This window comes from Saccharothrix xinjiangensis (assembly GCF_039527585.1).
In the GTDB taxonomy this organism is placed as follows: domain Bacteria; phylum Actinomycetota; class Actinomycetes; order Mycobacteriales; family Pseudonocardiaceae; genus Actinosynnema; species Actinosynnema xinjiangensis.
In genome coordinates this window covers 1-12,056 of the sequence record NZ_BAAAKE010000059.1, presented here as the reverse complement: position 1 = coordinate 12,056, position 12,056 = coordinate 1, and the positions used below count along the sequence as shown (strand labels likewise).

At 67.4% G+C, this 12,056-nt stretch carries 10 protein-coding genes; 5 read left to right on the top strand and 5 right to left on the bottom strand.

The window, feature by feature from the left end; all coding sequences use genetic code 11:
• The first annotated feature begins 210 nt into the window (after positions 1-210).
• Complete coding sequence (locus ABD223_RS43075; RefSeq protein WP_344044106.1) at positions 211-552, top strand: histone-like nucleoid-structuring protein Lsr2; 342 nt, start codon at positions 211-213, stop codon at positions 550-552.
• Positions 553-856: 304 nt separating this feature from the next.
• Here ABD223_RS43075 and ABD223_RS43070 read toward each other — a convergent pair whose 3' ends face one another.
• On the bottom strand, positions 857-3,298 hold the full coding sequence (locus ABD223_RS43070) for a tetratricopeptide repeat protein (protein ID WP_344044104.1): 2,442 nt from the start codon (positions 3,296-3,298) through the stop codon (positions 857-859).
• Positions 3,299-5,119: 1,821 nt separating this feature from the next.
• Between ABD223_RS43070 and ABD223_RS43065 the strand changes: the two genes are divergently transcribed.
• Entirely contained in the window at positions 5,120-5,632 is a 513-nt protein-coding gene (locus ABD223_RS43065; protein WP_344044102.1) for a helix-turn-helix domain-containing protein, read from the top strand.
• Between the two features lie 78 nt (positions 5,633-5,710).
• Here ABD223_RS43065 and ABD223_RS43060 read toward each other — a convergent pair whose 3' ends face one another.
• Positions 5,711-6,301, bottom strand: a complete 591-nt coding sequence (locus ABD223_RS43060; protein ID WP_344044100.1) for a GNAT family N-acetyltransferase — start codon at positions 6,299-6,301, stop codon at positions 5,711-5,713.
• A gap of 45 nt (positions 6,302-6,346) precedes the next feature.
• Here ABD223_RS43060 and ABD223_RS43055 point away from each other — a divergent pair, with 45 nt between their 5' ends.
• Positions 6,347-6,583 (top strand): CHC2 zinc finger domain-containing protein, encoded by a 237-nt coding sequence (locus tag ABD223_RS43055; protein WP_344044098.1) that lies wholly within the window; start codon positions 6,347-6,349, stop codon positions 6,581-6,583.
• A 310-nt stretch (positions 6,584-6,893) separates the two neighbouring features.
• On the opposite strand, the gene ABD223_RS43050 is transcribed toward ABD223_RS43055, so the two are convergent.
• Positions 6,894-8,186, bottom strand: a complete 1,293-nt coding sequence (locus ABD223_RS43050) for a hypothetical protein (RefSeq protein ID WP_344044096.1) — start codon at positions 8,184-8,186, stop codon at positions 6,894-6,896.
• Positions 8,187-8,351: 165 nt separating this feature from the next.
• Between ABD223_RS43050 and ABD223_RS43045 the strand changes: the two genes are divergently transcribed.
• Positions 8,352-8,855 carry a hypothetical protein gene (locus ABD223_RS43045; protein WP_344044094.1) on the top strand — a complete coding sequence of 168 codons (504 nt, stop codon included), beginning with the start codon at positions 8,352-8,354 and terminating at the stop codon, positions 8,853-8,855.
• A 407-nt stretch (positions 8,856-9,262) separates the two neighbouring features.
• Here ABD223_RS43045 and ABD223_RS43040 read toward each other — a convergent pair whose 3' ends face one another.
• The gene (locus ABD223_RS43040) at positions 9,263-9,865 is read right to left on the bottom strand and encodes a hypothetical protein (RefSeq protein WP_344044092.1); all 603 of its coding nucleotides are present in this window, start codon (positions 9,863-9,865) and stop codon (positions 9,263-9,265) included.
• 388 nt (positions 9,866-10,253) lie between these two features.
• On the opposite strand from ABD223_RS43040, the gene ABD223_RS43035 reads away from it, so the two are divergent.
• Positions 10,254-10,769 (top strand): hypothetical protein, encoded by a 516-nt coding sequence (locus ABD223_RS43035; protein WP_344044090.1) that lies wholly within the window; start codon positions 10,254-10,256, stop codon positions 10,767-10,769.
• Between the two features lie 11 nt (positions 10,770-10,780).
• Here the strand turns inward: ABD223_RS43035 and ABD223_RS43030 are convergent, their stop codons facing one another.
• On the bottom strand, positions 10,781-11,914 hold the full coding sequence (locus tag ABD223_RS43030; protein WP_344044087.1) for an IS701 family transposase: 1,134 nt from the start codon (positions 11,912-11,914) through the stop codon (positions 10,781-10,783).
• Positions 11,915-12,056 lie beyond the last annotated feature (142 nt).

Here is a 12,056-nt window from a genome sequence, read left to right as displayed (position 1 = left end):
AAGCTCGGGATGCGTAGTCCCGACGACTATGAGAAGTCACTCCGAGCAGCTGCCTGAATCTCGTAAGCCCCTGTCCACCGTTCGGGGTGAACCTCATTTGGCGGTTCAATAAAATATGATCGCGTCGCGGAGCGGTCGACTCTCGGTCGCCGTTCGTTTACACGTGTTGAAGGAAAATCGCGGCAAGCGATGAACCACAAGGAGTTGCAGGTGGCGCAGCAGACTATCGTCACGTTGATTGACGATCTGGACGGAAGCGAGGCGCAGGAAACTGTCGCCTTCGGTCTCGACGGTGTGGAGTACACAATCGACCTCTCCACGGACAACGCCGCCGAACTACGTGAGCGACTCTCGGGGTTCGTCGAGCGTGCGCGGCGTGCGGGCGGACGGAAACAGCGACGGCAGGATGCCGCGCGCAAGCCGGCAACAGGTGATCGAGAGACGAACCAGGCGATCCGCGACTGGGCCAGGCGCGAGGGACGTCAGGTCTCGGATCGAGGCCGCATCCCGCAGGACCTGATCGTGGCCTTCAAGGAAGCGCAGCCTGTCTGACCCACGGTCCCGGTGCACCGACAGGACCTCCGGCATGCCCCGAACCGCCGCCGCGGTCCGCACGGCAGGATGGTGACGCAGCGCGTCACCATCCTGCTCGGGAGCACAACTCGCCGCTCGTGCACACAGTCCTGGCCGATTTGGTGCCACAGGACGCACCTGCGTTGGATCAGGAGCAGCATGGAGCGAACCAACGACCGTCGGCGCGTAATCCTTCTCCCGGCGAGTGATGATGCGTTCTCGCGCGCCTGGATGCTCCTGTGCTCGCGCCGGCTGTGCGACACGAGGGATCAAGGGCGAGGCTTCAGGCCGATTTCGCCTTGTCGAGGTTTGATCGAATTGTTCTGGTTGTGGGGTGGTCTGGGCCTAGTACTCGCGCACTGTCGGCGAGGGTGGTTTCGAACAGCGAGATCGCCCGCCCTAGATCACCCGCAGACTGGTAGGCGCCCGCCAGGTTGTTCCGCGAAGTCAGTGTGTTCGGGTGGTCTGGACCTAGTACCCGCTCGGAGTCGGCGAGGGCGGTCTCGAACAGCGGGATCGCCCGCCCTAGATCACCCGCAGACTGGTAGGCGTAGGCCAGGTTGTTCCCCGAGGACAGCGTGTCCGGGTGGTCTAGGCCCAGCACTCGCGTGCTGTCGGCGAGGGTGGTTTCGAACAGCGGGATCGCCCGCCCTAGATCACCCGCAGACTGGTAGGCGTAGGCCAGGTTGTTCCGCGAAGTCAGCGTGTTCGGGTGGTCTGGGCCCAACACTCGATTACGGTCGGCGAGGGTGGTTTCGAACAGCGGGATCGCCCGACCCAGATCACCCGCCGCACGGTAAGCGCCCGCCAGGTTGTTCCGCGAGGACAGGGTGCCCGCGTGGTCGGGGCCCAGCACTCGCGTGCTGTCGGCGACCGTGGTCTCGAACAACGGGATGGCCCGACCCAGTTGGCCCACCGACTGGTAGGCGCCCGCCAGGTTGTTCCGCGAAGTCAGTGTATTCGGGTGGTCGGGGCCCAGCACTCGCGTGCTGTCGGCGAGGGTGGTTTCGAACAGCGGGATCGCCCGACCCAGATCACCCGCCGACTCATAGGCGCCCGCCAGGTTGTGCCGCGAAATTAGTGTATTCGGGTGGTCTGAGCCCAGCACCCGCTCGGAGTCGGCGAGGGCGGCCTCAAACAGCGGGATCGCCCGACCCAGATCACCCGCCGACTCATAGGCGTAGGCCAGGTTGTGCCGCGAGGACAGCGTCCTCAGATGGTCTGGGCCCAGCACTCGCGCGCTGTCGGCGAGAGTGGTTTCGAACAGCGGGATCGCCCGACCCAGATCACCCGCCGACTCATAGGCGTAGGCCAGATTGGCGCGCGAGGACAGCGTGTCCGGGTGGTCGGGACCGTTGAGGCGTTGGAGGCTGTGGGTCGCGCGGCTGTGGTAGGCGATGGCTGTGCTGACGTCGCCTTGGCCTTCAAGGTAGCGGCCCAACTCGTTGAGGAGTCGACTGGTTTGTGTGGTGTCGGTGTCGGGCGTGGTGTGCTGAAGCAAGGTCCGTGCCTGGGATAGGACAACCCGGTAGGCAGGCCAGCCGACGGGATTGTGTGGGTGCAGTTCGGCGAGGGCGGTCGCCAACGTGCTCGCGGCGGTGTCGCGTGCGGTAGCGATGTCGGCGGGCTGTCGGTGAGGGTCGGTCGGGTCGGGGGTGCGGGTGACCGCCTGGACCAGGCGGTGCACGGTGACAGCGTCCGCGTTCAAGGTGATCATGCTGTAGGCGGCCAACCGGCCCAGCGCCTCAGACAACTCCGGTTCCTCGCCCGCCCCGCCCAACAGTGCCCGAGGGATCCCGTCCGGCGCGTACCACGCCAACTGCCGCAGCGCCCGCCCCGCAGCAGGGGTGTCAGCCAGGCGGTCGAGGGTAACGTGCCAGACCCGTGCCATCGTCCGCTGCGCGTCACCACCCTCCGCCGTCGCGGTGAACATCCGCGCCGGAAACCGCGCCAGCAGATCAAGGTAGGCAGTGGGGGTGATGCGGGTCTGGGCGAGGTAGGCGCCCGCTTGCTCCACCGCCAGCGGCAACCACCCCAACTCCGCGCACAACCGGTCCCCACCGTCCAGGTCGGCCTCCGACCACTCCGACCGCACCAGTCGGGTCAGCAACTCCAGCGCCTCGCGCTCCGAGAGCACGTCCAACGGCACCGTCTCCACCGCCCGCCAGCCCGAGCGCTGACGACTGGTTATCACCACCGTGCCCGTCCGCACACGAGCGAACAACCCCGCCACGTCGCGAGGGGTAGCCACGTTGTCCAGCACCAGCAACCAGTCGCTATGGGTCGCCAACCAACGCACACCCAACTCCACGCGCTGCTCCGCTGGCAACATCGTCGTCTCCGGCGCAACTGCGGCAGCGAGCTCCGCCAACCCCGCCTCAATCGCCGGCAGCGAATCCGCCGTCACCCACCACACCGGCGAAAACCGCGCCGCGTGGGCCTCGACGAACCGGGCCACCAGTGTGCTCTTACCGACACCGCCCAACCCATGCACCGCCACTACCACGGCGCGCCCACCCGACCCGGCAACGGCGGCCTCCAATCGCGCCAACTCACGCGACCGGCCCACAAACACACCAGATCCGACCGGAACACGACCCACACCCTCAGCCGCCGCGAGCGACTCCATCACCGGCACGCCCGGGCCACCATTGACCACGAGGTCGCCCTGCACAACGCCCACAGCAGAGCCGCCGACGGCACGCACGCCGCCCTCGACCGACACCGGTCCGACCGGCAGGCCCGACGCGGGACGGCCTAACCTCGCGCCGGCGACGAAGGGTCCGGTGGCGTCCCGCCGATCTGCCCGAAGTTCACCCCCACCGTCGGGCCGGAACCGGAACCCGACACACCACCGTTGAGGATCACACCCTGATCAGAGACCGTCTGCGAACTTCCAGACCCGACGACAGCAGGGACATCGGCAACGGTCGCACGCCCCTGCCGCATCGCCACCACCAGCGCCCCCACCCCGACCAGCAGGCCGCCGATACCCGCGGCCCAGCTCAACCCCTCCACTACCGGCCGAGCCCTATGCCCCTCATCACCCAGCCACACCAACCACCCGAATCGAAGCACCGCCCACACCACGACACCACCCACGACTGCGCCACCGGCAGCCGCCAACCACCGAACACGCCTTCTTCCAGCCACACAACCCCCTCATCCAAGCTACAGCGCAATCATCCTGCACCCGACTTGTCGCGGACCAGCAGCCGACTGCTACCAACACCTGGAATTCCACGGCAAGGTGAATACACTTGCATGCCGCGAAGTGTGAAGGGTCACGCGAAGACGTCCCGCTTGCGTTCTGCGTCATCGGAATCCCCACCCGCCAGTGGCCAGGGCGCAGCCGTATCCAGCACCGGGATTTTACCGGCTTGCTGATCCGAGCCTTCGAGGAGTGGGCAAACCCGACTCACTAATGCATCGCCGTAAGGCCAACCGTGAGAGGACATCGTTCGCATTCAGGGACAGTCGGTCTCGTCGACCGAGACCTTTTCCCACCGCTCGACATTGCGCCATTCGGGTGAACTTGCACGTTGCGCACGTCGTGTAGCAACGATTCGATGACAGCATCTGCGCTGGCAGGAGCGGGTGACGAGCGAGTCTTCTGGCAGAGGGTTGGATGGTCACCATGATGACCAACCGACAACATTGCTGCCGGTGAGTGCCACTGTTCCGGATTTGGCTGCCTGACGGTTGCGCCTCCACATCACGGCCGGTGGCGTTGCGGCGCCGGTTCTATTCCACCAGGAATGAAGGAGGGCGGCCCTCGTGGCACAAGACGTCATGGGGGTCGCCCCCTTGCCTGGACGGCGATGTCAACACTCGGTGTCCACGCTGCCTTGGACCACTTGGCGACATGCCCGGAACCTCCCGTGCGGACCGCGGTATCCGCATCTGCTCCGACTACGCACACGACGAGGCTGTAGGGCAGGCGGTCGGCTTCCCGCCCTGTCCGCCTGCGTTGTGGCCAATCGGTTACCACCTCAAGGGCTGGTGACCGGTCGCCCGAACCACCACGTGCACGTTGCCCGCGGCGACCTCTCGCGCCCGAGGCCCGCAGGTAGCCCAAGGGATAGGACGTCATAGGACGTAACGGGTGGCGCAGTTGTGCCACCCCAGCCCCGGCACAGCCTTGCCGTCCCAGCCCCGGCGCAGCTACGCCACCGGTGGCAATCTGCCGGGGGTGGCAACTTGCCGGGGGTGTGGACAACTCGGGTCGGCGCGGCCGACCGACTGTGCGGAGGCAGCCGCCCTGCGATATCGGTTTCACGCACCGAAATACCGGGAGCACATTTCTCCTCGCGGGCGGTTTCATTCGTTGAAAACTTTGACACCCCGGACGATCAATGTGACGATGCCCTGCGGAGCGAACCGGGGGACGTGAAGTCGGATGGCGACAACAGGGCGGCGGCGATTTACCGCAGGAAGCTCCTGTCGGCGGGCTACGCGCACGGAGAACCGGTGTGGGTCGTCGATGGGAGAGGAACCCGCGAAGTGCGGAAATTCCGTCGGCGGCCCATGCCGTCGGTGACACCGCATGAGCATCCGCGTGATGACCTGGGTGTGGGAACACGCCGAGGCCGCAGGCACCGACCTGCTCCTGCTGTTGGCGATCGCCGACTCGGCCGACGACCAAGGACGCAACGCCTGGCCGTCGATCGCTGATCTGTCCCGCAAGACACGACTGGACGAGCGCACCGTCCAACGTCGCCTCAAACGCCTCCACGACCAAGGCCGCATCGCGATCGAGATCGGCGGCGGACGGCGACGTAACCGCTACGCCATCCTCATGAACCCGCGACCGGCTCCGCCAGGAATAGAGCGGCAACCCCAGAATCGACCCGCGGCAGCGGTCGATCGCCGGACTACTGCACCCTCGCAGCGAGGGCGTGTCCGGGAGCACGACCGGAGGCCCGACCGTGTGGACTGGCCGCAATGGTGCGGGCGCTGCGATGGCCCCGCGCCGCACGAACGCTACGTCGACAACGGCTCGGGCGTCTTGGTCCCGTGCCCCCGTTGCCACCTCAAAGGACGTGATCGGGACGTTTGATCCTCTAGAGGTCAGCGTCGTCACGCACGTCTTTTGCGCGAGGTGGCGCCGCAGACCGTCACTGGGCCTGTTCGGGCGTCAGTTCGCGGGCAGTGTTGGCTGACGGATCACGACGCCGTCGAGGTTCGGTTGTCGTTCGGCAGGGCGCTGCAACGACCACACCGTGACCTCCCGACGGCGAGGGTGCGCGCCAGCCCGGACGACCCGCCAGCCCTGGCTCCGGTAGTACCGCAGAAGGCCGCGGTTGTCCTCACCGATCGTCAGGACTCCGCGGCGAACCCAGTCACGACCCTGCCGCGCGGCGTGATCCAGGGCCCAGAACGCGATCAGGATGCCCAACCCGCGGCCTGCGTGGCGGGGGTCGGTGACCGTCGACTGGAGGAACACCGCGCTCTCCGCCCGTTCATGCTCGCTCCAGCCCAACAGCGGCGTGTCCTGGGCGGCCGTGGTGATGCCGACGGTGCCGTCCTCGGCATCGCACAGCACCCACGTCGGCCACCGCGGGTCGCCGAGCTGGACGGCGAGTTCCTCGGCATTGCGATCCCACCCGGTCCACCGGCGGTACCCACGGTCACGCATCCACGCCGCACGAGCACGGATCATGTCGGCGACCTCGTCGCGATCCGCAGTTCGCCCCTGCCGGATGAGGTACCTGGCTTCCGTGGCCACGACAGCTTCCTCCGATCGAATCCTCACCTCGGCTAGGGTGCGGCCGTGCCCCGCACCGGAGTAGCGGCTCCCGACCCGCCCGACCCTCACGACATCGTCGCCCTGGTGTCCCGCCACGTCGTGCTGTGTCCCTTCACGGCAGGCGTTCTGCGGGGCACCTGTCCGTTTTGCGGCTCCACCGCCTTCCAAGTGCGTCCCGGCCACGGCACATACTGCTGCTTCCGATGCGGCGCAGGCGGCGACGCCCGCCAGTTCGCCACCGCCATCGACCAGCACCACTGACCCGGCGGCACTACACCCACCCTCGTTTCGTTCGCACGGCCGATTCTTCGCCGACCACGTGCTGATCGGCGTAGCCGATGCGTCCGGAGTCAACTGGCCCACCGTCCGTCGGTGACCCGTGCGGACCGGTTCGCCGACCACCAACCACGGTGAAGACAGCCCTGCGGCGGCCCCAATCCGACGAAGGCCATGAACGCTCCGCGCACGATGAGGAGTCGGGCGACACGGTCTCGGACCGGGTGTACGGCCGGGGCACGACCGTACTACCGGCGCGCCCTGAACATGGAGGTGATCGGCGCGGCTTCGCCGCTCAGGATTCGGCGGTCCACGGGGGCAGCGGGGACGGCACCCGAGCGCGGATGGGGGCGAGTGGACGTGTGTCGAGCCCTGCCTGGGCGGCGTGCTGGACGATCGTGTGGCAATCGCCGAAGGCCACAGTGTGGGCGGGGCAGTTCGAACACGGCTCGGTGTTCGTGCAGGCACTGTTGTCGTCGGTCTGGTTGCGGATGTGGTTGAACGCGCTGATCGGGTCGTCGGCTCTGACCAGGAACCAGGTGCCGGCGCGCTGGTCGGTGGGCAGTCCGGCGGTGGCTGCGGCGCTGCGGGGTGGGTCGATCCGGTCGCCGTGGCGACGGATGACGAAGTGGCGATCCAGCGTGTCGACCTCGTCGTCCACGGGTCGGTGGGCCTCGGCCCAGGCTCGCGCATGCTCGACGGAGCCGGGTCCCCAGAGCAGTTCCACCGGGTAGCGGGTGGTCTCGAACTGGGGATCGAATCCGAGCAGCTCCTGCCGGTCGGCGATCTGTGCGCGGACGAGCAGACAGGTGGCGTCCACCTCCATGTCCGCGGTGGGCACCGAGGAGACGTCACCGATCTCCACGCGCCCGGTGTCGTCCCAGACGATGAGCTGCACCGACCGGTACACGGGCGCAGGGTGCAGGCGCCCACCAGGCGTGCGGGTGCCCCACAGGCAGTTGATGATTTCGGCCAGGTCGCGGATGACCAGTGCTGCGTCGACGGGTGTGCCGAGGTGATAGGCGGAGGGGTGCGCAACCATGTTGCGCAGCTCGACCTGCACGGACTGCATGCTCCTGGCCCGTTGACCCGGCAGCAGCCCTTCCGCGCGAGCCCAGTTCCACAGAGACGTCAGCATGCCGTTGAATTTCATGGCCGCGCCGGAGCCGGTCAGTTTGAGCTTCCACGCGCCGCCATGCTTGAAGGCGGCGAGGACGTCATCGAACGAGTCGACCTGTGCGATGCGTTGCAATCCAGTGGAAGTGTTCACCAGGACGATGCGGTGCTCGTAGAAGGCCAGAAACCGATCGCGCAGGGCGTGCTCGACGACCAGGCGGGCGTACTCGCCGGCGACGGTGAAGAACTCGAAGTCGAGCACGCCGTGCAGGTAGAGGGTGCGTACGCGCTCGAAGCGCAGCCGGGTGCCCTCGGCGACCTCGTCCACCAGGTCGGTGCCCGCCAGCATCGTGTGCTGGTGGTCCAGGGCTGCCTCCGGCGTGAGCATGTGGGTGATACCCAGTCCGTGGGGTGTGAAGTGCTGCGTGCGCTCGTCTGGCGTGCGCAACTGCTCCAGCGTGCGGGTGATCACCGACCGGCTCCTTCCTCGCGTGCTGCCGACCGAGGTGGGCAGGCCGACCGGGAAGCCAGCCGTGCAGAATGCCACACCACGCGCCGCTCCCGCTCGATGAGTTCAAGGCGATGACTCGTTCTTAGAATGTGCGAGCATCACTCATTTGTCGTGGCGGGGGTCACAGTGACGAAGACCGGTGACATCGACGTGGACCGATTGGACCGGGAGGCGCGAGAACTGTTCAGACAACTCACGCCCGGCCCCGCCGTCGGCCAGGACAAGGACGGTCGGACCATCACGATCCCGGTTGGTGAGCGCATCGTCGAGATCACTCGTCGGTCGCGGATCATCGCTGTCAGTGACACCCTCGCCCGCGCCGTCGTGGAGTTGCTCACCCGCCTGGGCCACGTCGCCTCGATCGGTCATGTGCAGGTAGACCCGGCCGCAGAGGGCAACGAAGAAGTACTCGGTCTCGTGATCGACTTTCACGACCGACGCGCTGTGGTGCCACTGCGCCCCGGCACCCGGCACCTCCGGATCTACCCCGAGATCGACGGCACCGATCTCACCGGCCACGAGCCGCTGCTGACGTTCGAACTGCCGGTCGACGTCGTCGAGGAGGACGGCTGGGTCAAGGCCGACGTCATCGCCACCGCCCTCGCCGAACACCTCTCGCCAGCGGTCTGACGTGCCCCTCGCAGCCTCATGCTCGCGGAACCGAGATGGCAGGCGGTTCGCGGCCCGCGACTCCAGCCTGACGGGCTTCTCTCACTCCGCGATGTTCCTGAGGCGGAGACGATCGAGAACAGCGGGCGTGGCCGAACCACAGCTGTCCGCCGAAGTAGTACGAACGGGTGAACAAGGGGTGACCCTGTTTCGTGATGCGGGCACGCGGCGATAGTCGGGCAGGCACCGGGGGCACGCCCCCCGACCCCCGGTGCTTACCTTTCGAGATCGGCCGGTCCGGGTCGGCCGCTCTGTCGAGGCAAAGACGGAATCAAGGCGAACTACGCCTGCCGCTGTCCGGTCGAACACGTGTCCGCATCACGCGGCGAACCGACAACGGGCATACGCCTCGTATTGTGACCGGCACTCTATCGCCGACGTGGAAGCACCATGTCGACCAAGCGATGCCCGACAGCGACACCCGCTCCCGCCAGTAACGCCGCCACCGCCGGTGAGAGGTTCGGTAGCCGGTACCGTCCAGCGGCAGGCGGGCGCTCGTGTCGGGCACCGTCGTCGGATTCAAGGTTCGTGGACGGAGCGCCTTGCGCTGTGGCGGATTTCTCCACACGTGGCAGTTCGCGGATGTCGTCGGCGGCCTCGGCCAACCTGGTCGCAACAGGTTGGCCCTGCCACACCAACAGGTCGATCTGGGTGCTCTCGACGTCGGCGAGGATGGCGAACGCCTTGTCGCCGGAACAGACTGTGAACCTTGAACAGCCGTCGGCCTGCATACGACTCGCATGCCTGATCAGCGCGTTCTCCGCAGCATCCGGTCCAGGCGCCACCCGCAGCGGCGCCACGCCGAGGGCGGCGAGGACCGACGCGGCCATGTCGCCGTCGTCCTCGGACGCGGCGTAGGCGACCACAGCATGGTGATAGGGACCGGCAGCTTCCATCAGCGCCGTCACCCTGGACCGCAACACCGGCGTTCTGGGGTTGGTGCCGACCATGTTCTCCAGGTCGATCAGCACCACCCTCTCGTCAGGCCGCATCGCCCGGTGATCCGGTGTCGCAGATCCGAGCACCCGACTCGGCGCCCCAACTCGACGCGGTGTGCGGTGACGGTGTCGGCTGAAGCGTCATGGTCGGCAACCGTAGCGCCGCCTTCCGCGACACGAACGAGTGATCACCACGGCAGGCCACGCGCGGACTTCGACAGCACCAACTGCCCGCCCCTCCCCCGAGAGGCGGGGGAGGGGCCAGCGCGCCGGCAGATACGCCGCACCATAGGGGTGGAACCGAACTCGCGGATCGAGGCGGCCTGTCGCTGCTGCGCAAGGCTCGCCCAGTCGGTGCGGATCACGATCCTGTGCGAGTCGTGCCGGTCCTTACCCGACGGCAGGCGGAAGAATCGATGGTGTGACCGATGCCTCGCCGCAGGATCCAGACCCCGACAACATGATCCTGTTCTGCCGCGAACTCCTGCCGGAGATTCTGGTCAAGGCATGCCTGGTGAAGCCGTCCGAAGCCGCGGCGGTCGGCGAGGACGTGCTGGCACGGGCGACCGCCTTCGCCGCCCTCCCGCAGCAGACCCAGGACGTCCTCGTCGTGCCGTTCGCGGAAGAGGTGTTCGATCACGAGCCCACCACCGCTCCGCTGGACATGCTGGCTGCCACGACCGTGGTGGTGCGCAACAGCAGGCTCGAACACTCCCACTTCTCCGGCCTGGTCGAGCCCGGCACCCTGCGCATCATCACCAAGACGGCGTTAGTACTGCAACGGCACTTATGTGAGTGGGTAGCCGCGTCGTTTGTAGTGGCTGAGGCGGGCTTGGTGTTGGCGTCGTCGTCGCCAACACGACCAGGACCAGACGTGCTCGACACTCGTCGCAGGACGCAGGACCAGGTTGATCAGCAGACGCCGGATCTCGGGTAACGTGAAGCCGATCATGTCCGTGCGGCTGACGCCGGTTCCCCTTTTGCCACAAGGGATCGCGTGACGGCGAGCCAGGCGTGGGCGAGCATCGACAACGTGATGTGGGCATACCAGGCCCGCCAGGAGCGGACCTGGTAGTGGTCGAGTCCGGCCTCGTTCTTGGCCTGTTGGAAGCATTCCTCGATGCGCCAGCGGGCACCGGCGATCCAGGCCAGGTCCAGCAGGGTCGACCGGCGCGGTCCGTAGCAGACGTAGTAGGCGACGTCGGTCGGGTCGGCGATCGAGCGGCGGGCGAGCAGCCAGTGCCCACGGCCCGGTTCCCACAGGATGCGCAGCGGCACCCTCGCCCAGTCGTACTCGCGCGGCCCGTGCGCCCCGGCACCCACCGACAACCGCCGCCAGTCCCGCGCCGGCAGCCCGGCGACGAGGTCGTCGGCGCGGACCTGGCGCAAGTCGGTGGTGACCAGCGTGTCGTTGACCCTGGTCGCCACCACGTGCGCGATGTCGTGCCGCTCCAGCCAGAACCGCAGGTACTTGGCCTGCCCGTAGGCCTCGTCCGCGGTCACCCACCCGAACGGCACCCCGGCGGCCAACGCCCGCTCGATCATCGCCATCGCCCGGCGCGGCTTGGTGACGAACCCGACCTCGTCGGGCACGTCGGCCGCCCGGCACCGATCCCGGTCGTTCGTCCAGGACTCCGGAAGGTACAGCTCCCGGTCGATCAACGCGTGGCCGCGGTCGGATGCATAGGCCAAAAACACCCCGACCTGGCAGTTCTCCGTGCGTCCGGCGGTGCCCGAGTACTGCCGCTGCACCCCGGCCGAGCGGGTGCCCTTCTTCAGGAACCCGGTGTCGTCCACGATCAACACCCCGTCCTTGGCACCGAGACGCTCCACGACGTAGTCGCGCAGGTCGTCCCGCACGCCGTCGACGTCCCAGTCCGCCCGCCGCAACAACCGCTGCATCCCGTCCGGCGACACCTCCCCGGCCCGCTCGGCCAGCGTCCAACCGTTCTTCCGCTCCAACCCCGCGGTCAACCCCAGCAGGTACTCCCGCGCCCGCGACCGGGGCTCCGACCTGGCGAACCGACCACCGATCCGGGCATGCACCCGATCCAACTCCGCCACAGCGACATCAACCACCACGACGAACATGATCCACTACCGAACAAGCAAGTGCCGTTGCAGTACTAAGGGGTCGATTGCGGTTGCTCGACGGGCTGGTTGATCCAGGTCGCATCGGGCAGTCGGGGTGGTCGGGGGCGGCGCGCGAAGCGTTGTGGGTGTC

Excerpts from the sequence above, each read along its gene's own strand:
- ABD223_RS43065 (WP_344044102.1), top strand. The coding sequence starts at position 5,120 with ATGAGCATCCGCGTGATGACCTGGGTGTGGGAACACGCCGAGGCCGCA.